This is a genomic window from Herbaspirillum rhizosphaerae (assembly GCF_001189965.1).
GTDB classification, from domain to species: Bacteria; Pseudomonadota; Gammaproteobacteria; order Burkholderiales; family Burkholderiaceae_D; genus Herbaspirillum; species Herbaspirillum rhizosphaerae.
Genome location: NZ_LFLU01000002.1, coordinates 340,817 through 362,779 on the forward strand (window position 1 = coordinate 340,817; position 21,963 = coordinate 362,779).

General features: G+C 59.4%; 19 protein-coding genes and 1 tRNA gene. 7 read left to right on the forward strand and 13 right to left on the reverse strand.

Annotation, left to right across the window (positions count from 1 at the left end):
* The first annotated feature begins 31 nt into the window (after positions 1–31).
* From otnK to otnI, 4 genes are all read left to right on the forward strand, one after another.
* Positions 32–1,318, forward strand: coding sequence for a 3-oxo-tetronate kinase (gene otnK / locus AKL25_RS04315; protein ID WP_050476403.1), 1,287 nt, complete (start codon positions 32–34; stop codon positions 1,316–1,318).
* Positions 1,315–1,959: a 3-oxo-tetronate 4-phosphate decarboxylase gene (gene otnC, locus AKL25_RS04320; protein WP_050476404.1), complete on the forward strand. Its 645-nt coding sequence runs from the start codon at positions 1,315–1,317 to the stop codon at positions 1,957–1,959. Before otnK ends, otnC begins: the two co-directional genes overlap by 4 nt.
* Before the next feature lie 346 nt (positions 1,960–2,305).
* Entirely contained in the window at positions 2,306–3,625 is a 1,320-nt protein-coding gene (locus AKL25_RS04325; protein ID WP_050476405.1) for an MFS transporter, read from the forward strand.
* A gap of 67 nt (positions 3,626–3,692) precedes the next feature.
* Complete coding sequence (gene otnI, locus AKL25_RS04330) at positions 3,693–4,499, forward strand: 2-oxo-tetronate isomerase (protein WP_050476406.1); 807 nt, start codon at positions 3,693–3,695, stop codon at positions 4,497–4,499.
* Positions 4,500–4,571: 72 nt separating this feature from the next.
* On the opposite strand, the gene AKL25_RS24405 is transcribed toward otnI, so the two are convergent.
* From AKL25_RS24405 to AKL25_RS04340, 3 genes are all read right to left on the reverse strand, one after another.
* A complete protein-coding gene (locus AKL25_RS24405) occupies positions 4,572–4,727 on the reverse strand; it encodes a hypothetical protein (protein WP_167541852.1) in 156 nt (51 codons plus the stop codon).
* Positions 4,728–4,928: 201 nt separating this feature from the next.
* The gene (locus tag AKL25_RS04335) at positions 4,929–5,495 is read right to left on the reverse strand and encodes an RDD family protein (protein ID WP_050476407.1); all 567 of its coding nucleotides are present in this window, start codon (positions 5,493–5,495) and stop codon (positions 4,929–4,931) included.
* Positions 5,496–5,803: 308 nt separating this feature from the next.
* A tRNA-Phe gene (locus AKL25_RS04340) sits at positions 5,804–5,879 on the reverse strand.
* A gap of 194 nt (positions 5,880–6,073) precedes the next feature.
* Between AKL25_RS04340 and AKL25_RS04345 the strand changes: the two genes are divergently transcribed.
* Both AKL25_RS04345 and AKL25_RS04350 read left to right on the forward strand, forming a co-directional pair.
* Entirely contained in the window at positions 6,074–7,321 is a 1,248-nt protein-coding gene (locus AKL25_RS04345) for an FAD-dependent monooxygenase (RefSeq protein WP_050476408.1), read from the forward strand.
* Between the two features lie 94 nt (positions 7,322–7,415).
* Entirely contained in the window at positions 7,416–8,165 is a 750-nt protein-coding gene (locus AKL25_RS04350; RefSeq protein WP_050476409.1) for a DsbC family protein, read from the forward strand.
* 76 nt (positions 8,166–8,241) lie between these two features.
* Here AKL25_RS04350 and pth read toward each other — a convergent pair whose 3' ends face one another.
* Positions 8,242–8,823 (reverse strand): aminoacyl-tRNA hydrolase, encoded by a 582-nt coding sequence (gene pth, locus AKL25_RS04355; protein WP_050476410.1) that lies wholly within the window; start codon positions 8,821–8,823, stop codon positions 8,242–8,244.
* A gap of 230 nt (positions 8,824–9,053) precedes the next feature.
* On the opposite strand from pth, the gene AKL25_RS04360 reads away from it, so the two are divergent.
* Positions 9,054–11,405, forward strand: a complete 2,352-nt coding sequence (locus AKL25_RS04360; protein WP_050476411.1) for a Tex family protein — start codon at positions 9,054–9,056, stop codon at positions 11,403–11,405.
* A 126-nt stretch (positions 11,406–11,531) separates the two neighbouring features.
* Here AKL25_RS04360 and AKL25_RS04365 read toward each other — a convergent pair whose 3' ends face one another.
* From AKL25_RS04365 to pilM, 9 genes are all read right to left on the reverse strand, one after another.
* Complete coding sequence (locus tag AKL25_RS04365) at positions 11,532–12,305, reverse strand: DUF5610 domain-containing protein (protein WP_050476412.1); 774 nt, start codon at positions 12,303–12,305, stop codon at positions 11,532–11,534.
* Between the two features lie 262 nt (positions 12,306–12,567).
* Complete coding sequence (locus AKL25_RS04370) at positions 12,568–13,731, reverse strand: ABC transporter substrate-binding protein (protein ID WP_157050479.1); 1,164 nt, start codon at positions 13,729–13,731, stop codon at positions 12,568–12,570.
* A 366-nt stretch (positions 13,732–14,097) separates the two neighbouring features.
* Positions 14,098–15,249, reverse strand: coding sequence for a deoxyguanosinetriphosphate triphosphohydrolase (locus AKL25_RS04375; protein ID WP_050476413.1), 1,152 nt, complete (start codon positions 15,247–15,249; stop codon positions 14,098–14,100).
* Between the two features lie 78 nt (positions 15,250–15,327).
* A complete protein-coding gene (gene aroKB, locus AKL25_RS04380) occupies positions 15,328–17,061 on the reverse strand; it encodes a bifunctional shikimate kinase/3-dehydroquinate synthase AroKB (protein ID WP_050476414.1) in 1,734 nt (577 codons plus the stop codon).
* A 170-nt stretch (positions 17,062–17,231) separates the two neighbouring features.
* The gene (locus AKL25_RS04385) at positions 17,232–19,379 is read right to left on the reverse strand and encodes a type IV pilus secretin PilQ (RefSeq protein ID WP_050476415.1); all 2,148 of its coding nucleotides are present in this window, start codon (positions 19,377–19,379) and stop codon (positions 17,232–17,234) included.
* Positions 19,380–19,381: 2 nt separating this feature from the next.
* On the reverse strand, positions 19,382–19,867 hold the full coding sequence (locus tag AKL25_RS04390) for a pilus assembly protein PilP (RefSeq protein WP_240475647.1): 486 nt from the start codon (positions 19,865–19,867) through the stop codon (positions 19,382–19,384).
* 35 nt (positions 19,868–19,902) lie between these two features.
* Complete coding sequence (locus tag AKL25_RS04395) at positions 19,903–20,514, reverse strand: type IV pilus inner membrane component PilO (RefSeq protein WP_050476417.1); 612 nt, start codon at positions 20,512–20,514, stop codon at positions 19,903–19,905.
* Complete coding sequence (locus AKL25_RS04400) at positions 20,511–21,098, reverse strand: PilN domain-containing protein (protein WP_050476418.1); 588 nt, start codon at positions 21,096–21,098, stop codon at positions 20,511–20,513. The genes AKL25_RS04395 and AKL25_RS04400 overlap by 4 nt, the downstream gene beginning before the upstream one ends.
* Positions 21,098–21,766: a type IV pilus biogenesis protein PilM gene (pilM, locus tag AKL25_RS04405; RefSeq protein WP_050476419.1), complete on the reverse strand. Its 669-nt coding sequence runs from the start codon at positions 21,764–21,766 to the stop codon at positions 21,098–21,100. Before pilM ends, AKL25_RS04400 begins: the two co-directional genes overlap by 1 nt.
* Between the last annotated feature and the right edge of the window lie 197 nt (positions 21,767–21,963).

Consider the following 21,963-nt stretch of genomic DNA (forward strand, 5'->3'; position numbering starts at 1 on the left):
TAAAACAGTACCAGCAATACAGGAGTTGACCATGTCCCAAGCCAAACCTCTGCTCGGTTGTATCGCCGACGATTTTACCGGCGCCACCGATCTCGCCAACATGCTGGTGCGCGGCGGCATGCGCACCGTGCAAACCATCGGCATCCCCGAACAGTTGCCTGCCGTCGCAGCCGATGCGCTGGTGATCGCGCTCAAGTCGCGCACCATTCCTGCCGCCGAAGCGGTCGAGCAATCGCTGGCCGCATTGCGTTGGTTGCAGCAACAGGGCTGCACGCAATTTTTCTTCAAGTATTGCTCGACCTTCGATTCCACCGACGCCGGCAACATCGGCCAGGTGACCGATGCGCTGCTGACCGAGTTGGGCGCCGACTTCACCATCGCCTGCCCGGCTTTCCCGGAAAACGGTCGCACCATTTATCGCGGCTACCTGTTTGTCGCCGATGCCTTGCTGAACGAATCGGGCATGGAGAACCACCCGCTCACGCCGATGACCGACGCCAATCTGGTGCGCGTGCTGCAGCGTCAGACCGAATCCAAAGTCGGCCTGGTGCGTTACGACACCGTGGCCAAGGATGTCGCCGCCGTCACCGAGCGCTTCACTGCGCTGCGCGCCGACGGCGTCAAGATGGCGATTGCCGATGCCGTGTCGGACCGCGACTTGTACGTGTTGGGCGAGGCGTGTGCCGAACTCAAGCTGGTCACCGGCGGTTCCGGCATCGCGCTCGGTTTGCCGGAGAATTTCCGCCGCGCCGGCTTGTTGCATGCGGCAGGCGAAGCGGCGCAATTGCCGAAGATTGACGGTTTGTCGGTGGTGCTGGCAGGAAGCGCGTCGAAGGCTACCAATGCGCAGGTCGCCGAGTGGAAGAGTAAACATCCTGCCTACCGCATCGACCCGCTCGCTTTGGCGCGCGGTGAAGCAATCGTGGCGCAGGCGCTGGCCTTCGCGGATGAACACATCAAGCAAGAACCGGTGCTGATTTACGCCACCGCGACGCCGGACGAAGTGAAGGACGTGCAAAAAGAACTGGGCGTGGCCAAGGCGGGGCATCTGGTGGAGCAGGCATTGGCCGATATCGCCAAGGGCTTGCGCGACCGTGGCGTACGCCAGTTTGTGGTGGCCGGCGGTGAGACGTCCGGTGCCGTGGTGCAGGCGCTTGACGTGCGCGCATTGCGCATTGGACCGCAGATCGATCCGGGCGTGCCGGCGACCGCTACGCTCGACGAGCAGCCGCTGGCGCTGGCATTGAAGTCGGGCAATTTCGGTAGCGTCGATTTCTTCGAGAAGGCCTTGCGCTTCCTTGGCGGAGCAAAGCAATGAGCAAGGAAAGCCAACTGCGCGAAGAGATTTGCCGTACCGGCGCTAGTCTCTATCAACGCGGCTATACCGTCGGTTCAGCCGGCAACATCAGCGCGCGTCTGCCGGACGGGGAAGGCTGGCTGATCACGCCGACCGACGCCTGTCTCGGCTACCTCGATCCGGCCGGCATCGCCAAGGTCGATGCCGGCGGCAACTGGGTCTCGGGCGACAAGCCGTCCAAGACGCTGGCGCTGCATCGCATGGTCTACGACAACAATCCGGAAATGCACGGCGTCGTCCATACGCACTCGACCTACCTGGTCAAGCTCAGCATCAAGGGCGTGTGGTCGCAGGACGATGTGCTGCCGCCGATCACGCCGTATTACGTGATGAAGGTCGGCCACATTCCGTTGATTTCGTATCGCCGCCCGGGCGATCCGCTGGTGGCGGAACAGGTGAAGCAACTCGCCGGCAAGGTGCGCGGCGTGCTGCTGGAACGCCTCGGTCCGGTAGTGTGGGAAAGCTCGGTGTCCAAGGCGGCATATGCCCTGGAAGAGCTGGAAGAAACCGCCAAGCTGTGGCATCTGGCAGGCGGCAATGTGGCGCCACTGGACGAGGCTGCGCTGCAAGAGTTGCGCGAGGTGTTCAACGCCCGCTGGTAGTCATTCAGCAGTCCGGATCGGTTTCAATAAAACAAAAAACAATCGAACAGGGACGCCGGCGAAAACCGGTATCCCAGCGGCAGCATTCACTTTTTTTCGCCAGCCACGCGCCAGCCGATTTTCTATCAGCACGTCAGATTTTTAAATTGCCTGCATTTTTTTAAAGCAGGCGCCATCAGAGCCGCTAACAAAACGTCGATGGCAAGGCGCGCCGACGAAGGCAGTACGAAAGTACCTTAGTTAAGCTGAACCGGGAGAAGCAACGCCGTCAGCGTGTTTTGTTAGCGGCTCTAAACCAATGGCCGTTGGAGCGGCCTTATCATAATCAACAGGAGATTGTCGTAGCATGACTGCATCAACCACACTAGGAGCCGCATTGGGCTCCAGCGCCAACGAACAAGAAAAGAACCGGGTCTACGCCAAAGTATTTTGGCGCATCATGCCTTTCCTCATGCTGTGCTACGTCATCGCGTATCTGGATCGCGTGAACGTCGGTTTTGCCAAGCTGCAGATGTCGGTCGACCTCGGCTTCAGCGAAACCGTATTCGGCCTCGGCGCCGGCGTGTTCTTCATCGGCTATTTCCTGTTCGAAGTGCCGAGCAATATTCTGATGCACAAGGTCGGCGCGCGCGTCTGGATCGCCCGCATCATGATCACCTGGGGCATCCTGTCGGCGGCCTTCATGTATGTTGAAACGCCGATGCAGTTTTATGTGCTGCGCTTCCTGCTGGGTCTGGCCGAAGCCGGCTTTTATCCCGGCATCATCCTGTACCTGACTTACTGGTATCCGTCGCATCGTCGCGCCAAGGTGATCGCCGTGTTCATGTCGGGCATTCCGGTTGCCGGCATTCTCGGCAATCCGCTGTCAGGCTGGATCATGGACGCCTTCCACGGCACCACCGGCATGCACGGCTGGCAATGGATGTTCGTCATCGAAGCGATTCCTGCGGTGCTGATCGGCCTGGCGACGCTGGCGTATCTGGACAACGGTATCGCCAAGGCAAAGTGGCTCAACGACGATGAAAAGAAATTGCTGGACGACGAAATCGCCGCCGACCAGCACGGCAAGGAAAGCGTGCACTCGTTTGCAGACATCGTCGGCGACAAGCGCGTGTGGCTGATGTGCCTGATCTATTTCTGCTTCGTCATGGGCCAGTACGGCCTGACGCTGTGGATGCCGACTCTGGTGAAGGCGACCGGCGTGACCGGCAACCTGCACATCGGTCTGTTGAGCGCGATTCCTTTCGGTTGCGCCATCATTGCGATGAACCTGATCGGCCGCAGCGCCGACGCGCGCCGTGAACGCCGCTGGCATCTGATCGTGCCGGCCATGATGGGCGCAGTCGGTTTCGTCGGCGCCGCCCTGTTTGCCGACAACACGGCAATCTCGATTGCATCGCTGTCGCTGGCCGCTGCCGGCGTGCTGACTTGCGCACCGCTGTTCTGGTCGCTGCCGACGTCCTTCCTGTCGGGCGCCGCTGCTGCAGTCGGTATCGCCGCCATCAATTCGGTCGGCAACCTGGCAGGCTTCGTCAGCCCCTATCTGATCGGTTATCTGAAGGATCTAACGCACAACGGCGCGACCGGCATGTATATGCTGGCGATCATGCTGGTGATCGGTTCTGCCGCCGTGTTAAAAACTTCACCTAAACTGGTCAACAAGTAACTGTTACGAGTAAGCTTACCGGCGCGCATCTGAACAAGATGCGCGCCTTCATTCCAAGGAGATCACGATGCTGCGCTTTGCCGCCAACCTGAGCATGATGTACAACGAACATGCTTTCCTCGATCGCTTCGCCGCTGCCGCCAAAGATGGTTTCAGCGGCGTTGAGTTTTTGTTTCCCTATGATTTTCAGGCCGAAGAAATCCGGTCGCGCCTCGACGCGCACGGCTTGACGCAAGCTTTGTTCAACGCGCCGCCGGGCGACTGGGCGGCAGGCGAGCGCGGCATCGCCTCCCTGCCGGGACGCGAAGACGAATTCAAGCGCAGCATTGATACCGCGCTGAAATACACCAACGTCATCGGCAACAAGACGCTGCATGTGATGGCAGGCCTGATTCGCCCCGAGCAGGATCGCGCCAAACATCGCGCCGTCTACATGGACAATCTGTCGTACGCGGCGCATCACGCCGACCTGGCCGGCGTGACCGTGGTGATCGAGCCGATCAATACGCGCAACATTCCCGGCTTCTTCCTCAATCGCCAGGACGATGCGCAAGCCATCTGCGCAGAAATCGGCGCGGAGAATCTGAAGGTGCAGTTCGATTGCTATCACTGCCAGATCGTCGAAGGCGACGTTGCCGTCAAGCTGAAACGCGACATGGCCGGCGTCGGCCACATCCAGATCGCCGGCGTGCCGGAACGCCATGAGCCGGATATCGGCGAGCTGAATTATCCCTACCTGCTCAAGCTGATCGATGCCTTGGGCTACAAGGGATGGATCGGTTGCGAATACGTGCCGGCAGCGGCGACTTCGGACGGCCTTGGCTGGTTGAAGGCGTTGGCGGAGCAGGGCCTGACGGAACTCAAGCCGCGCTGATCCGGGCGGATCCAAACAAAAAGCGGAGCGACCTTTTAGAGGCGCTCCGCTTTTTTCATTCTTGTTCGTCGCTTACCGTTCGTCAGGTTTGACCTGTGCGGTGACGCTGTGTTTGGTGTGGCATTTGATGCAGGTCGCGTAGTGCCAGATGGCGCTGACGGGAATCTTGTAGCCGCTCTTGAGGCCGCAAGGGCCGCAGACCAACTGGCCTTGCTCGGGGATGTTCATGGTGTGTTACTGCGTGATGATGGTTGCTCAAAGTCGCGGAGCCGCCCTGTGGGAAGTTAATGACAAATTAAGTAAATGCATTAACCAGAGACAACAGTTCACAGACTGAGGTCGATTTTACTCTTGATTGGAAAAGCCTGCCGGGAGGGCGGTACTTTGATTCCAATATATGCCTGAGTGTTGGAAAAGAATAAAGCGAGCCTATGCGCCTTCAGCAGGAGGTACCGCAGCATCGGTATCGCGTCTGATCACGATAGTACCAGCCATGAAATCATGAGCAGCCCGGCGCTTCTTATTGAGCAGCATGGTGACAAACTCTCCCCAGATCCAGATCTGCAGCAATACGGAAATGGTAGTGTACCAATGCGGGGCAAGCTCCAGCGTCATTCTGGAACGCGCCAGATAGTCGAGAGAAAAATATTGGGCATCGGTCATTTTTAAAGTGCCAATGAGCACTGCAAGTGATGAAAGTGTGCTCAGTGCAAAGAGGACGCTGTATCTGATAGCTGCAGCTCTATAGGTCACGGATGAGCCATCGGCCATGGCAATTCTTATTTTAAGCAGTAGCTTACCGGGAGTGCCTCCGTGTTTTGCGACCAGGTAGACGTAAAACCACCATCCAAACAGCAAGCCTGGAATAAAAAAGTACAGATTGAATAGGCGCGACTTTTCGCTTAGAAAATAGCCAACGCCCCACATCCAGGGAGTGAGGATTATCGTGTCTGCCCAGAATGCGCCAAATCTTCTCCAGAATCCTGCATATTTCATGGATGTCTCCACTGACTATTTATTGTTGGATGTCGATTGTTTTAAATCTCGTCCGCACAGCAGCATTGCTAACGAATCCATCTTCACGATCCATGTGTAAGTCTCTGAATTACAACGAACTCTGCGCGTGCTGAATAACGGCAGTTGCGGATACTTTTTAGAGAACAGAGAGCAAAAAAGAATCGAGCGAAGTAAAAGCAGTCGCTTTCAAGGACAGCCGCCGCACATGCAAAACAGCCCAAACCCTGCGCCGCACGGCGTTCTTCGGAAACGAAAATGCCCACTGAGAACAGTGGGCATTGATGTCTTGGTGGCCCGGGGCGGAATCGAACCACCGACACAAGGATTTTCAATCCTCTGCTCTACCGACTGAGCTACCAGGCCAAGAGGCCGAATTATAGCAAGATAATTTTAGAATGCAAAGGGTGCTTCCACTTTTTTTATAAAAAGTTTGTTCAGCCCATTTGTTTCCTCTTTGTTGTCGGCGCGCAGGCCTTTATTCATGCGGCGTTTCTATGGGTTTCTTGTGATGGAGATCAAGGAAGGCGTTGCCGTGAAGCCGTTTATAATGCTTTCCCATGAATGGTCATACATTAAATTCTTCTTCGGCCGCCGCACGCAAGACGACGGATCCGCAGTCCGGCGATATCTGCATCGTCGGCAACGGCGCGATCGGCAAGACTGCTGCCTTGGCATTGGCGCAAGCCGGCCTGCGCGTCAATTTGCTGGCGCCGGCATCGTCGGCGACTGCGAATGCCGAACCGGCGAGCTGGGACGTGCGCGTCTATGCGGTCAATCAGATTGCGCGTGATCTGCTCTCTTCCATCAAGGTGTGGGATGCGCTCGATGCGGCGCGTGTGGCAGCGGTGGATGGCATGGAAGTGTTCGGCGACGGCGACAACCATCCGGGCAAGCTGGCTTTCGATGCCTACTCGGCGCATGTCGACGCCCTGGCCTGGATCGTCGAGGACCGCAATCTGAATGCCGCGCTCGACGCGGCGCTGAAATTTTCTCCCAATGTGCGCGTGACCAACGGTCGCGCCGTGTCGCTGCGCACGGATGCGCAAGGCGTCGATCTGCAACTGGAAAACGGCGACGTGCTGAAAGCATCGTTGCTGGTCGGCGCCGATGGCGGCCAGTCGTGGGTGCGCGGACAATGCGACATCGGGCTCGATTATCGCGCCTATGGACAGCGCGCCATCGTGACCAATTTTTCTTGCGAGAAGGCGCATCAGGGCGTGGCCTATCAATGGTTCACTGCTGCCGAAGGCATCGTGGCGCTGTTGCCCTTGCCGGGTCAGCGCGTGTCGCTGGTGTGGTCGGCGCCGGATGCCTTGGCGGAAACCTTGTTGCGCCAGCCTGCTGCGCAACTGGCGCAACATCTGGCTAAATACGCAGGACCTGTGCTGGGCGCCTTGACGCCGCTGGAGCCGGAACTGGTGCGCGATTTTCCGCTGACGCTGGTGAAGCCGCATGCGATGACGGCCGCGCGCGTGGCGTTGATCGGCGATGCGGCGCACGTGATTCATCCGTTGGCCGGGCACGGCATGAACCTCGGCTTTGCCGATGTTGCCGCGTTATTGAATGTGATCAGCGCGCGCGAACCGCAACGCGATTGTGGCGATGCACGCGTGCTGGGGCGTTACGCTCGCGCGCGCAAGGAAGAAGTGTTGCTCATGCAACTGGCGACCGACGGTCTTGCCCGCCTGTTTGAAACCAATATCGAGCCTTTGCGCATCGTGCGTAATCTGGGATTGAACTTGGTGAACCACCTGCCGGTCTTAAAGCGGCGCCTGATGGCCCACGCGCTCGGCAAACGGATTTAATTAATTTAACTTATAGTGTGGGCAGAATTTGCGCGAGCCGGTCGATGAAGCATCTTGTACCGGCTCCGACGACCGTCCTTCCATTGGAATAAACATGAAAAAGATTTTTGCACTCCCAGCGGCACTCTCCGCAGTCGTGGCCGCAGCCGGCTTGTTCCTGGCCTGCGTCGGCGGTTCGGCCTGTGCTGCCGATACGACCGAAGCCACCATCAAGAAACTGATTGAACCGCGTCTCGGCGACGGCGCCAAGGTGGAGGCGGTGACCAAGACGCCGTATTCCGGTCTGTACGAAGTGCAGATCGACGGCGACGTGATTTATACGGATGCCAAGGCGCAATACTTGTTCATCGGCCGCGTGGTCGATTCGCAAACCTATCGCGATTTCACCAAGGAAAAGATCCAGGCGATCAACAAGGTCAAGTTCTCCGACCTGCCGCTGGACCTGGCGATCAAGACCGTCAAGGGTAACGGCAAGCGTTTCATCGCCGTGTTCGAAGATCCGAACTGCGGCTATTGCAAGCGTTTCCAGAAAACCTTGCAGGAAGTCGACAATGTGACCGTCTACACTTTCCAGTACAACATCCTGGCGCAGGACTCGATCGAGAAGTCGCGCAACATCTGGTGCGCCGCCAATCCGAGCAAGGCCTGGAGCGACTGGATGATGAACGGCAAGGAAGCATCGGCAGCGCCTGCATCGTGCAACGCGCCGCATGAGCAAGTGCTGGCGCTGGGCCAGAAGATGAAGGTCACCGGCACGCCGACCATCATTTTTGCGGACGGCTCGCGTATCCCCGGCGCGATCGATGCCAAGACGCTGGAGCAGAAGTTTTCTGCGCTGAAGTAATTTCCTGAGCAGAAGCGAAAACGCCGGCAGCTTGCCGGCGTTTTTTATTGGGAGCCCGGTTCCGGGAGACGCGGGACTATTTCGCCGCCGTATGCAGCTGCATCATGCCTGCTTCAAACTTGCCTTCGACCAGCAGAGGAATCGCATCGAGACTCTTCTCGATGGCTTCGTTGATCAGCGCCTGTTCTTCCTTGCGCGGACGATGCAGCACGAAGTCGGCGACCGGTTGTTGCAGGCCCATGGTGCGCGGATGGCCGATGCCGATGCGCAGGCGCCAGTAGTCTTGCGTGCCGAGCGCCGCGGTGATGTCCTTGAGGCCGTTGTGACCGCCCGAGGAGCCGCCTTTCTTGATCTTGGCGCTGCCGGGCGGAATATCCAGTTCGTCGTGCACCACCAGCACTTCGTCCGGCGCTATCTTGTAGAAGCGCGCCAGTGCGCCGACCGATTGCCCGGAACGGTTCATGAAGGTCTGCGGTTCGAGCAGCCAGACTTCGTTGCCGCCGATGAATGTTTTTGCGGCCAGCGCGTTGAAGCGCGTTTCGCGTGCAAGACGGGTGCCGCCGGCGAGATTGTCTACCAGCCAGAAGCCGGCGTTATGCCGGGTTTGCTCGTATTCCGGGCCGGGATTGCCGAGGCCGACGATGAGACGGATAGACATACTGGATAATAAAAAGTTAACAATGAAAGCGACGATTATCGCGGATATCGAATCGCTCCGTCCAATCGGCGCGCGTTTCTGACAATTTATCGCCCCAAAAACCACCCGCGCCCGCATGCAAGCGATTTATTTCATCTATTCGGCAAGAAATAAGTCCTGTCAAGATTGGCGCATGCGGTTGAATTGCGTATCATCCAACGCTTGTTTTTCAATTCCCGGATTTCATTGTCATGTTGCCTTCCATCGAACAACGTTTAGCTCTTGAACTCGTCGCCAAGCCGGCGCAGGTCGCCGCCGCGGTCGCCTTACTCGACGAAGGCGCGACTGTGCCGTTTATCGCGCGTTACCGCAAGGAAGCCACCGGCGGCCTGGACGACATCCAATTGCGCCTGCTGGAAGAGCGCCTGCGCTATCTGCGCGAGCTGGAAAGCCGCCGTACCGCCATCATTGCGTCGATCGAAGAGCAGGGCAAGATGACGCCGGTTTTGCTCGACGCCATCGTCCATGCGGAAGACAAGACCCGTCTCGAAGATTTGTACCTGCCATACAAACCGAAGCGTCGCACCAAGGCCCAGATCGCGGCCGAAGCCGGCCTGACCGAACTGGCCGATGCGCTCATGAACGACCCGATGCTGAACCCGGAAGAAGAAGCCGCCAAGTACCTCAAGCCGGCCTTCACCACCGACAACGGCGACAACCCGGGCGTGGCCGACACTAAGGCGGCGCTGGACGGCGCACGCCAGATCCTGATGGAGCGTTTCTCCGAAGATGCGGAGTTGCTGCAAGCCCTGCGCGAATACCTGACCGACCACGGCGTGGTCGAGTCGAAAGTAATCGAAGGCAAGCAGGACGCCGGTGAAAAATTCGCCGACTATTTCGATTACTCCGAAACCCTCGGCACCATTCCGTCGCACCGTGCGCTGGCCCTGTTCCGCGGTCGCCGCGAAGAAATGCTGACCGTGACCCTGCGTCTGGACACGGAAGAAGAAAAGCCGAAGTGGGACGCGCCGCATAACCCGTGCGAAAACCGCATCGCCGCACGTTTCGGCGTCAGCAACAAGGGTCGTCCGGCCGACAAGTGGCTGGCCGACACCGTGCGCTGGGCCTGGCGCGTGAAGGTCTTCATGCACCTGGATACCGAACTGATGACCGGCCTGCGCGAGCGCAGCGAAGCCGAGGCGATCAACGTCTTCGCACGCAATCTGAAAGATCTGCTGCTGGCCGCGCCTGCCGGTCCGCGCGCCACCATGGGCCTGGATCCGGGACTGCGCACCGGCGTCAAGGTGGCAGTGGTCGACGCCACCGGCAAGGTGGTCGACACTACCGCGATCTTCCCGCATCAGCCGCGCAACGATTGGGAAGGTTCGCTGCACACACTGGCCAAGCTGGCCGAGAAGCACAATGTGTCGCTGATCTCGATCGGCAACGGCACGGCATCGCGAGAAACCGACAAGCTGGCGCAAGACCTGATCAAGATGCGTCCCGAACTGAAGCTGACCAAGATCGTCGTGTCGGAAGCCGGCGCGTCGGTGTACTCGGCGTCCGAATTCGCTTCCAAAGAATTGCCTGATCTGGACGTCTCGATCCGCGGCGCGGTGTCGATTGCACGCCGTCTGCAAGATCCGCTGGCGGAGCTGGTCAAGATCGATCCGAAGTCGATCGGCGTCGGCCAGTATCAGCATGACGTCGGCCAGTCGCAATTGGCGCGCTCGCTGGACGCGGTCGTTGAAGATTGCGTGAACGCCGTGGGCGTCGACGTCAACACCGCATCGGCGCCGCTGCTGGCGCGCGTGTCGGGTCTGAACGCGGCGGTGGCGCAAAGCATCGTGTCGTATCGCGACATGAAGGGCATGTTTGTTTCGCGCGCCGCATTGCGCGAAGTGCCGCGCCTGGGCGACAAGACTTTCGAACAGGCGGCGGGTTTCCTGCGCGTGATGAATGGCGAGAATCCGCTGGACGCTTCGGCAGTCCACCCGGAATCGTATCCGCTGGTGCAAAAGATCCTTGCCGACATCAACAAGGACGTCAAAGGCGTGCTCGGCGAAGCGGCATTGCTGAAATCGCTCAGCCCGTCCAAATATGCCGACGAAAAATTCGGCGTGCCGACCGTGACCGATATCCTGAAGGAGCTGGAAAAGCCGGGCCGCGATCCGCGTCCTGAGTTCACCACGGCGACCTTCAAGGATGGCGTGGAAGAGATCAAGGACCTGCGTCCGGACATGATTCTGGAAGGCGTGGTCACCAACGTGGCGGCCTTCGGCGCCTTCGTCGACATCGGTGTGCATCAGGATGGTCTGGTGCATATCTCGGCGCTGTCGAATACCTTCGTCAAGGATCCGCATACGGTGGTCAAAGCCGGTCAGGTGGTCAAGGTGAAGGTGCTGGAAGTCGACGAGAAGCGCAAACGCATCGCGCTGACCATGCGCCTGTCCGACAGCGCGCCGGTGGCCGGCAGTAAGCCTGAGCAGCGCGGCGATCGCAACGACGCACGCCGTCTGTCGCAACACCAGGGGCAGCAGTCACGTCAGCAAGCGCCGGTGAACAGCGCCATGGCGGCGGCGTTCGCCAAGCTGAAAGGCTAGGCCGATACCGCTCTGCGTTGTGGGATGAAAACGCAGAGTGAGCGATGAAAGAAAAAGACGCGGCATGCCGCGTCTTTTTTTACATCCGCAATCTTCATTGCGCCGATGCGGCCACTGCTGCATCCATCAGGTGTTGGTGACTTCGGTCTGGATCGATGTGACCGAGACGGAAATCGAGACGGATGTGTAAGTCGAGCTATAGCTGCTGCCATCGCCTGTTGCAGGCGTCGAGCCATCGTCGCCCTTCGGATTCTTGATGGAGTCGATGAAATCGGCGATGCCCTTTTTGAGGATCTCGTAGGTTTTATCGATGTTGCTGGCGATATCGCCATTGAGCACATTGAGACCCGACAGGATGCCGCGCGCTTCGCTGAAGCCCTGGTCGACGCCTTTTTGGATCAGGCTCATGAAATTGTCGAAGGCGGCGTTCTGATCGGCGCCGTTGCTGCCGTTCGTACCGTCAGCGCCATCGCTGTTGTTCGTATCGCCGGTGCCCTGCGTGCTGTTGCTGAGGCTGAACATCTGGAACGCGCTCTTGATGAACGACAGAATGCGTCCCGCAGTCGCTTCCGGGCTGTTGTCCTGAGACGCGGCGTTCTGGATCGCATTGTCGCCAAGCTGGGGCTTGAGGATCTGGTTGATATTTTCGATCGCAGATTTGTACACCAGCGCCAGCGGATCGTTTTGCGAGCTGATCGATACTTCCAGCGAGGCTTGCAGAATCGATGCATTGAATTGCTGTTTCACGATCTCGGGCGTCAGCTTGGTTTGACCGGCGCCGTTGGCGCTGGCGGTCGTACCGGTGCCGGTCGTCACATCGGTGTTGTCCGTATTGGCAGGCAAGGTGTTTGTCTGCGGGATGGTGCTTAAGGTATTGAGGTCGGTGGTGCTGATTGCCATGGCAGTCTCCTGTACAAGGACCGCACAAAAGAAGGGGAAGAAACGCAGTCCATCCTCAACTTACGGCATTCAAAAAGGATTCTGAAGGTCAGAAAGGCAACTAACGATGTAGGAATTTGCTGACAAAAGCGAGACAATACGTATCGTTTTCGCTGAAGTTGTACAGTTTTTGCCGCTTGGTAATCCTCTTTCGAAACGATCTTCCCCATGCGGCCTGCATCGCAAACAATCGTTTCCCCCGGGCCGCCAAAGGCGCAATTATCTAATGCACGATAGTTCCGTGTTTATCGATGGTTGTTGTGTCGACATAGGTCGAGCCATGGTGATTCGTTGCGGAATAATTGATCCGGAAGCCGGCGAGCTTGTAATTTGTTTGATTGATGCCTTCCATGGCGGCAATTAATTTCTCGCGCGTCATGTTTGGTCCGGCGCGACGCATGCCTTCCGCCAGAACCTTGGCGGCAATGAATCCCTCCAGGCCGAGGTAGCTGAATTTCTTGATGCCGGCCTTGAGCATGGCGTGTTGATATTCATGCACGATCGGTGTGGCGGCGCGCCAGGGGAAGGGAACGATTTGCGAAATGATCAGGCCGTTGGCGGTGTCCTCGAGATTGTTGGTGAGCAGCGGGCTGCAGATCAGGGAATTGCAGTAGAGGTAGCCGAGATAAGCCTTGGCGTGCAGGCTTTTGATCAGGGCGACGTTCAGCTTTTGCGTGACGCTCATGATCAGGATGACATCGGGCCGCGCCTGCAGCAGCTTGTCCGCGATCTTGTCGATGTCCTGGCCGATGCCGCTTTCGGACGCGACCAGTTGCGCCTTGGCGTTGACGATCAGGGTTTTTATGAAGGCAATCTGCTGAGGCCCGGTGCCGTCGTCGAAGATGGCCAATCGTTTCAGGCCGATCCGGGGGAGGCGCGAAAACAGATATTCATATTCGTTCACATAGCTGGCGCGAATCGTGAAGATGTGGCGGTTGGCCGTGGAGTAGACGGCCCGGTTTCCCGTGATCGGCGCAAAGAACAATACTTTCCGCTGATTGACGATGGGCTGCACCGCCATGCTGGTCTGTGCACCGGTATAGCCGAACAGCGCCACGGCCCCGGCGTTCTGCAGAAATTGCACGGTGTTCCTGACGGCGAGCTCGGGGTCGCCTTTGTCGTCGGCGGAGAGCAGCCTGAGCTTGCGTCCGCGAATCCCGCCTTGGGCATTGAGTTGCGCGAAATAGACATTGGCGCCGGTAAGGAATTGCTGGCTGATGGGGGCGAATTGCCCGCTGAGGTCGGCAGATTGGCCGATGACGATGTCGCCTTGTCCGGGCGGATGCGAAGGATTGTCGCTGTGCCCGGCGGCGCTGCGACCGACGATAGCCAAGGCAAGGAGCAGGATGCCGGTGTTTAGTATTCGTGAGTGAATGGATCTCTGCATGACGCTCATCTTTGCATGTCGTTCGTTTGCAGTGGAACTCGCGTACGTGTGCCGGCGGCCACCAAGCAAATGGTAGCAACGACAATGGAGAGTGCAATGGCTGAGCGCCGAATTGATTGAAAGAAGAAATAAATTTCAATCGGTTTTAAAACTTACTACGATGGTTTTTCAGGGCCTGTTAATAATTAATTTACGAGATGCGTTGCTTTCACAAAGCGTGCTGGCAAGGAGCGTGGCGTAGCAGGTGGTGGGTCCACCTGCAAGCCAGGCGACGCGGGCAGCGCGCTTTGTGAAAGCAACCCTCGGGAACGGCTGCAGGCGTCGCCTGCCGCGCGTTCGCACTCGCAGATTAATTGTTAACAGGCCCTAAAGTTCTTCCACCATGAACAAGCGGCGATGTTCGCGCATGGCGTAGCGGTCCGTCATGCCGGCGATATAGTCGGCCACCTGGCGCGCCTGGCGGCGACGCGCATCGTCGTCTTCGCCGCCGACCTGATAGTCGGGCGGCAGCAGGTTGGCTTGGGCGTTGAAGGCGGCGAACAGCTCGGCGATGATGCGGCGGGCTTTGCTGGTCATGCGGTTGACCTGGTAATGGCGATACAGGTTCTGGCGCAGGAAGCGTTTGAGAATCGCCGCCTCTTGTCGCATCGGTTCGGAGAAGCCGATCAGCGGCGGCGCATTGCGGACGTCCCCGATGTTCTTCGGATCGGCGGCGGCGATGTTGGCCTGCGAGGTGCGGATCAGGTCGACGATCAGGGCGTTGATCATGCGGCGCACGGTTTCATTGATGGCGCGGCGGCCGGTGATGCCGGGATAGACCTGCTCGGCCTCGCGCTGATGGCGCGCGAAGAAGTCGACTTCGCCCAGTTGCGCCAGGGTCAGCAGGCCGGAGCGCAGACCGTCGTCGATGTCGTGGTTGTTGTAGGCGATTTCATCGGCCAGATTGGCCAGTTGCGCTTCCAGTCCTGGCTGCTTCTTGTCGATGAAACGCTGGCCGATGGCGCCGAGCTGTCTGGCGTTGGCGAGCGAACAATGCTTGAGAATGCCTTCGCGCGTTTCGAAGGTCAGGTTGAGGCCGTCGAACGCGCCGTAGTGCTGCTCCAGGTCGTCCACCACGCGCAGGCTCTGGAGATTGTGTTCGAAGCCGCCGAAGTCTTTCATGCAGCTGTTGAGTTCATCCTGGCCGGCGTGGCCGAAAGGCGTGTGGCCGAGGTCATGCGCCAGCGAAATGGCTTCCACCAGATCTTCGTTCAGGCGCAGGTTGCGCGCGCAGGAGCGGGCGATCTGGGCGACTTCGATGCTGTGGGTCAGGCGCGTGCGGAACAGGTCGCCTTCATGATTGACGAAGACCTGGGTCTTGTATTCGAGGCGGCGGAACGCGGTGGAGTGGACGATGCGGTCGCGGTCGCGCTGGAATTCGGTGCGCGAACCGGGCGCCGGTTCCGGGAAGCGCCGCCCTGCCGAGTTCGCTGCATGTGCGGCATAGGGGGCAAGCTGGAGCGGCGCGTCTTGGGTCATGTCAGGAACTCATTTCAAAGGTTCTTCAATGCAGCGCAAAACAGGAGCAGCGAAACGGCAAGCAGGAAGAAAATGCGATCAGCTTTCCGTGCACGCTGCCAGGGTTTGCAGCAGGATGTCTTGCGGCACGCTGGTGATCAGCGGTTGTCCCAGCGGCTTGATCAGGATGAACTTGATCTGGCCGCCTTCGTTTTTCTTGTCGACTTCCATCAGTTCCAGCCAGCGCTGTGTGCCGAGATTCGGCGCCACCACCGGCAGGCCGGCTGCCTTGATCAGCGCGGTCAGGCGATCTTTCGTGGCAACGTCGATGAAGCCCAGGCGTTGCGACAGGTCGGCCGCCATCACCATGCCGCAGCCGACGGCTTCGCCGTGCAGCCATTGGCCGTAACCGAGGCCCGATTCAATCGCGTGGCCGAAGGTGTGGCCGAAATTCAGGATGGCGCGCAGGCCGCCTTCGCGCTCGTCCTGGCGCACGACGTCGGCCTTGATTTCGCAGGAGCGCTGGATCGAATACGCCAGCGCCGCGTTGTCCTTGGCGACCAGCTTGCCGATGTTGGCCTCGATCCAGTCGAAGAACGGCGCATCGATGATGGCGCCGTGCTTGATGACTTCCGCCAGGCCGGCCGACAGTTCGCGCGCCGGCAGCGTATGCAGCGTCGCGGTGTCGGCGATCACGGCTTGCGGCTGGTAGAAGGCGCCGATCATGTTCTTGCCGAGCGGATGATTGATGCCGGTCTTGCCGCCGACCGACGAATCGACTTGCGACAGCAGCGTGGTCGGGATCTGCACGAAAGGCACGCCGCGCATGTACGACGCTGCCGCGTAGCCGGTCAGGTCGCCGATGACGCCGCCGCCCAGCGCGATCATGGTGGTCTTGCGATCGCATTTTTCTGCGAGCAGGACGTCGAACACCTTCATCAGGCTGTTCCAGGTTTTTTCTTCTTCGCCGTCGGGCAGCACGATGGCGGTGACTTGCTTGCCGGCGTCTTCAAGCAGCTTCTGCACCTGCGCCAGATACAGCGGGCCGACCTTGTCGTTGGTGACGATGGCGGCGCGCTTGCCGGCGACATGGCGCGTCAGCAATTCGGGATTGGACAGCAGGCCGTGGCCGATGGTGATCGGATAGCTGCGCTCTCCCAGGTCGACTTGCAGGGCGATGGCGGAGAGGGTGGAAGCGGTCATGGCAGGTTCTGCTGGAGTAGCGTTGTTGAGTAGGGTGGAGATGGCTTCGACCGCGATGGTTGTCGCCGCCGTATTGGCGGCTTCGGTGGCGGTCGACAGCATGTCGGCGGTTTGCTTGGGCGTCAGCTCGAGCTGGCTCAAAATGGATTGCACAAGGAATTGCACGTTCGGACGGCCGGTTTCGATGACGAAATCGGCGACCTCGCGGTAGTAGGGATCGCGCTGGCGCGACAACTCTTCGAGCTTGCGGCGCGGATCGGCGGTTTGCAGCAGCGGGCGGTTCTTGTCGCGGCCGGTGCGTTGCAGGATCTGGTTGATGCCTGCGCGCAGATAAATCACGGTGCCGCGCTGTTTGAGGTATTCACGTGTTTCGGCGCGCAGGATGGCACCACCGCCGGTAGCCAGAACGATGTCATGCTGGGCGCTCAGTTCGCGGATGACGTCGGCTTCGCGCCTGCGGAAACTTTCTTCTCCCTCGATCTCGAAGATCACGGGGATGGTTGCGCCGGTGCGCGACTCGATCTCGTGATCGGAGTCGACGAAGCGCTTGTTCAGTTTTTTCGCAAGGGCACGCCCTATGGTTGTCTTGCCGGCGCCCATCAGGCCGACAAGAAAGATGCTTCCAGTCATATGCTAATTTCACTACGGGATTGTCCGGAGGGCCGGTTGCAAAGGGGGCGGCGTGCATGTTCTGTGCATGTTTTGCGCCTTCCCATGGCAACGGGCTGCAACAGACGATTTTACCGTCTGTTGCTGTGTTGTCGGGAAAATATCGGGAAAAAGATGGCTTCGGGCCTGTTTCAGCGTAGAAATTGCCGGTCCATCACGATTTTGGGCGTCAGGAAGATCAGCAGTTCGGTCTTGTCGTCGACCCTGGTTGTGTTCTTGAACAGGTTGCCGAGGACGGGTATATCGCCCAGCAAGGGCACTTTGGCGACGTTGGTCGATTGGGTTTGCGTGTATATCCCGCCGATGACTACCGTGCCGCCGTTTTCCACCTGCACCAGCGTCTTGACGTGCTTGGTGTTGATGGCCAGGCCGCCCGGCGTGGAGGTGCCGCGGCTGTCCTTGTTGATGTCGACGCTGAGGATGACGTTGCCGTCGGGCGTGATCTGCGGCGTGACTTCCAGTTTGAGATTGGCTTTCTTGAACGCGGTCGACGTGGCGCCGCTGCTGGTGGCTTGCTGGTAGGGAATTTCTTCGCCTTGTTCGATCAGCGCGGCTTGCTGGTCGGCTGTCACGACGCGCGGGCTGGAGACGATTTTTCCCTTGCCGTCGGCTTCCAGTGCAGAGAGTTCGAGGTTGAGGAAGCGATTGGCGGCGGCGTTGAAAAGGCTCAATGCAAAGCTGCCTGCGCTGGCGCCGCCGAGGGCCTGCGCCGGCAGATTGACGGCGCGATTGTTGGCGTAGGACGTGGGTGTTGCCGGCGTCAGTCCGGCCAGTTCGCCGACGCTGTTATAGCTATTGCCGGCGGCGAAACCGTTGGCTTTCGCGGAGAAGCCCAGCCGCACGCCGAGATTGCGGCTGAAGGAGTCGTCCGCCTCGACAATGCGCGCTTCGATCAGCACCTGGCGCGAGGCAATGTCGACTTTCTCCAGCAGCTTGCGAATGTTGTCGAGAACGCTGGGCGTGTCGGTGACGAACAGTTGATTGGTGCGCTGATCCACCACGGCGCTGCCGCGGCGCGACAGGATGCTGTTGCGGCGTTCCGGACCGCCGCCGTAACTGTTGCCGTAGCCGCCGTCATCGCTGATGCCGAAGACTTTGCGAAACGCCTCCGCTTTCTGATAGTTCAGCTGGAAGACTTCGGCGCGCAGCGGCTCCAGCTCGGCGATTTGCGCGCGCTGTTCCAGCTCCAGTTTTTCCTTGGCCAGCAGTTCATTGTGCGGGGCGATCCAGATGACGCTGCCGTTGCGGCGCATGTCCAGTCCGCGCGCCTGCAGCACGATATCCAGCGCCTGATCCCAGGGCACGTCTTTGAGCCGCAAGCTCAGTGCGCCGGCGACGCTGTCGCTGGTGATGATATTGAGGCCGGTGAAGTCGGCGATGACCTGCAAAATCGCGCGCACCTCGACGCTCTGGAACTGCAGCGACAATTTGTCGCCGCGATATTGTTGCTGCGAACGCTTGCCCTTGTCCCCGGGTGTGTGAAGGTCGATGACGAGCTGAGTGTCTTTTTGGTAGGCGCTGTACTCCCAGGCGCCTTCCGCATCAATCAGCATGCGCACTGCAGATCCCTCCTGAATGCTGCGTATGGTCCGCACCGGCGTGCCGAAATCGGCGACGTCGAGACTGCGCTGCAGAGATGCCGGCAAGCCTGCGTTGCTCAGTTCGGCGATCAGTTGCTTGCCCTGTTGCCTGACGTTGAGCGCGGTGGCTGCATCCGGCAAGTCGACGATGATGCGGCCTTCGCCCTGCGGGCCGCGTCGGAAATCGATGTTTTTCACCAGTGGCGCATCTGGGCGGGATATCGGCAACGGCTCTCCCTTTGTCGCAGGGGCGGACACATCGAGGCGCAGCATCAGGCTGCGGCCCTCTGCGCTGAGCGTGTAAGGCAGCGCAGAGGTGAGCTTGAAGACGATACGGCTGCGTTCTTCGGATTGCGCAATCGAGTAGGAGCGCAGGCTGTGCAGATTCAGGTCCTGGCTTTGTTTGTCCGTTGCGTTGTCCATGGCGGGAAGATCGATCGCAATGCGCGCAGGATGCAGCGTGGAGAAATGCAGCGGCGGCCTCACCAGCGGTTCGCGAAGCCGGATGCGAACGTCGATGTGCTTGTTTGTTGCCGTCGCATCGATGGCGAGAATGGCATTTCGCCCAGGTTGCGCATCGGTCGTTTGTGCGGTCGCCGCAGAGGATGAGAAGACGCACATCATCGCTGCGGCAAGCGCCAGAATGGCTTGCAACAAGCGGCGGCGAAGGCTGTCGGCGTGGCATGGTCCGGGATGCATGATCATTTCCTTCCGCCTTGCAGCGACAGCAGCGCCTGGCGTGTCGTCCAGCGGCCCTCTGCCGCGGGGAGCAGTTCTTCCAGTTCAATTTCGTCGTCGGCGATGCGGCGAATCACGCCGAAATTTTTCCCAAGATAATCTCCGGACTTGGCCAGGTAGACAATCCGGTCCGCTTGCAGCAAGACATAGCGGCGATTCTCCTGTGAAATCGTGCCGACCATGCGTATCGATTCCAGGGGAAACTCTTCCAGGGGCTGCGCATCGCCACGTTGCGCCGGCCTCGCGTGGAGGAGGTAGGATTCAGCGGCATCGATGGGCTCAAAAGGCGTGCGGCCGGTCGTTGCCTCATAAGGCAAAGGCAGGAATGCAGGCGCTGCAGCGGATCGCGGCGGCGTCGTGATCGCGTTGTTGTGCGCCATGTGGAACCAGGCCTGCAACTGCTCGGGCGTCTCGCGTTCTGCGCAGCCGGCAAGAGCCATGGCGGCCATGAACAAGGGCATTTTCCCGGTAGAAGGTCGTCGATTCATGGCAAGTCCCTTGCTGCCGTTGCGCGGACTTGTCCGACATCGTCGTCTGCTGTGCGACGGTGGTAACTCAAGGCGATAGCCTCCATGACGACGCTATTGTGATCGGCCGCCGACAACTGCAGATCGCTCAATACCACGATGTGCGGCATGGCCGCGACGTCGGCCGCGAAACGTCCCAGATCGTGATAATTCCCGCTGAGACGAATGCCGGCGGCGTGGACGCTGTAGTCGGCCAAGGTGTCGGTGTTGCCTGGTTTGGCGGATTCGAACAGCAAGCCGTGCGCTTGCGCAGTCGTGGCGATGTCTTGCAGCACGGAACCCCGATCGTCGGGAGCGGCGAGCTGGCGCAACTGCAATTGCAGCGCCTCCGTCGTTTGTTGCAGCCGGGTTTGCAGGAAGGGCAGGCTGACAGCGGTATCGAATTTGGCTTTGTACGCGCTCTTCAACGTTCGCCCTTCCCGTTCGCGATCCTTCAGCTGCTGCAGGTCCGGCTGCAGAAAGTGCTGCCAGCCTGCGAACACGATCACGGCAAACGCAACAACGCAGATCAATACTTGTTGGGATGGCGGCAAATTGCCCGGATGGCGCATCGATGGACGGTCCGTCATTGCGCGGCCTTGCTGTTGCGCGCGACAGGCGCGCGTTCGGTGGCGATGACAAAGTCATGGCTGGTACGCTGTGCTTTGCCGTCGCCCGGCAGCTGTTGTACGACATGCGTTTCGACCAGCTCCGCATGGCTGAGTGCGCCCTTGTCTTCACGCAGATTCGCCAGCAGCTGGACGATGTCGGTCGGGGAGGGCGCATTTCCGCTGAGGGTGATGTGCGCGCCTTGTTGTTTGAATGTCCGCAGATGAATCTTGGGCGGCGTCCGGGCCGCCAATGTTTGCAAGAGCCGGGTGGCGTGATTTTTTTGTTGGTGTAGCGCTGCGATGCCTTGTAGTTGTGCTGTCAGCGCAGCGATTTTTGTTTGCAGGTTCTTGCCCTGGTCCATCTGTGCGTCGAGTCTGGCGTGTTCGGCTTGCAACAACTGCACCAGCGCTGTCTGTTGCGTGATTTGTCGGTCGAGCAGCAGCTTGGCAATCCACACGCTGATGGCGCTAGCCATCAATGCGCTGCAGAACATCAGGTAGAACCGTTGTTGCCGCTTCTGTTCCTCGGCAATGCGATGGGGCAGGAAGTTGAGCTTCGCCATCAGTCGAATCCTCGCAACGCCAACCCGCACGCGACCAGATAATTTGATCCCTCCGCTTGCAACTGACCGGCGTCGATTCCGGCGGCGAGAACCATGTCGGAAAAGGGGTTGGCACGTCCGCCGGCGACATGTGCGGCGTGGCTTTCCGCCTCGGCGACGATGGCATGCAGCTTGAGAAATTCGGCGACAGCGAGCCTATCCTCGACGTTTTCCCGGCGGGTTGCCGCCACCAGGACCTCGACTTGCCCGGCAAGCTGCGATGCCGCTTCGAGGACGCAGAAATCGATGCAGGCATCGGTGACGTGATAGTCCAGCAGCGGCGCGATGTGTTCTTTGGCCAGCGCCTCAAGCCGCGCGTCAGGCTGCCCGCGGCCGGCGTGGAATGTGCGTTCGGTGACCGCCGCGGGAGGAATGCCGATGGCGACTTTGCGCGCCTTGAAAGCCGACCGTTCCCACAGGCGGGAGGCGGCGTTCATGACATGTTCGAGATCGTCGATGCCGTCATCGGTGACGGCGCCCTCGGCAAGGTGTTCGCTGCCATAGCCTCGCAGCACGAACACGCCGGTCTTGCGGCGAGACAACTCGACCATGCGCACGGCATGGCGGCCGATGTCCATGCCGATGAATGCGGCGTTGCGAGAGAGGAAGAGGCGCGAGAGATCGAACACGGCGGCGTTCCGGTTGTGGTGGGAGGTTTGTCGGTGGCGGCTTGCAGTCAACGGCGTCAACAAAGGGCGTCAGATGAGATCAAACGGCGCTGCAAAAACAATCGGAATGATTGTCATTATTGCAATATGCAGCATCCTAGCAACAAGATTTGTTGTCTGTAAAGAAATTTTCCATCAGGTAAGAAAAACCGTTTCTC

Bases quoted from the DNA above. Each gene is read 5' to 3' on its own strand.
- otnK (WP_050476403.1), top strand. From the start codon at position 32: ATGTCCCAAGCCAAACCTCTGCTCGGTTGTATCGCCGACGATTTTACC.
- otnC (WP_050476404.1), top strand. From the start codon at position 1,315: ATGAGCAAGGAAAGCCAACTGCGCGAAGAGATTTGCCGTACCGGCGCT.
- AKL25_RS04325 (WP_050476405.1), top strand. From the start codon at position 2,306: ATGACTGCATCAACCACACTAGGAGCCGCATTGGGCTCCAGCGCCAAC.
- otnI (WP_050476406.1), top strand. From the start codon at position 3,693: ATGCTGCGCTTTGCCGCCAACCTGAGCATGATGTACAACGAACATGCT.
- AKL25_RS24405 (WP_167541852.1), bottom strand. From the start codon at position 4,727: ATGAACATCCCCGAGCAAGGCCAGTTGGTCTGCGGCCCTTGCGGCCTC.
- AKL25_RS04335 (WP_050476407.1), bottom strand. From the start codon at position 5,495: ATGAAATATGCAGGATTCTGGAGAAGATTTGGCGCATTCTGGGCAGAC.
- AKL25_RS04345 (WP_050476408.1), top strand. From the start codon at position 6,074: ATGAATGGTCATACATTAAATTCTTCTTCGGCCGCCGCACGCAAGACG.
- AKL25_RS04350 (WP_050476409.1), top strand. From the start codon at position 7,416: ATGAAAAAGATTTTTGCACTCCCAGCGGCACTCTCCGCAGTCGTGGCC.
- pth (WP_050476410.1), bottom strand. From the start codon at position 8,823: ATGTCTATCCGTCTCATCGTCGGCCTCGGCAATCCCGGCCCGGAATAC.
- AKL25_RS04360 (WP_050476411.1), top strand. From the start codon at position 9,054: ATGTTGCCTTCCATCGAACAACGTTTAGCTCTTGAACTCGTCGCCAAG.
- AKL25_RS04365 (WP_050476412.1), bottom strand. From the start codon at position 12,305: ATGGCAATCAGCACCACCGACCTCAATACCTTAAGCACCATCCCGCAG.
- AKL25_RS04370 (WP_157050479.1), bottom strand. From the start codon at position 13,731: ATGCAGAGATCCATTCACTCACGAATACTAAACACCGGCATCCTGCTC.
- AKL25_RS04375 (WP_050476413.1), bottom strand. From the start codon at position 15,249: ATGACCCAAGACGCGCCGCTCCAGCTTGCCCCCTATGCCGCACATGCA.
- aroKB (WP_050476414.1), bottom strand. From the start codon at position 17,061: ATGACTGGAAGCATCTTTCTTGTCGGCCTGATGGGCGCCGGCAAGACA.
- AKL25_RS04385 (WP_050476415.1), bottom strand. From the start codon at position 19,379: ATGCATCCCGGACCATGCCACGCCGACAGCCTTCGCCGCCGCTTGTTG.
- AKL25_RS04390 (WP_240475647.1), bottom strand. From the start codon at position 19,867: ATGGCCGCCATGGCTCTTGCCGGCTGCGCAGAACGCGAGACGCCCGAG.
- AKL25_RS04395 (WP_050476417.1), bottom strand. From the start codon at position 20,514: ATGACGGACCGTCCATCGATGCGCCATCCGGGCAATTTGCCGCCATCC.
- AKL25_RS04400 (WP_050476418.1), bottom strand. From the start codon at position 21,098: ATGGCGAAGCTCAACTTCCTGCCCCATCGCATTGCCGAGGAACAGAAG.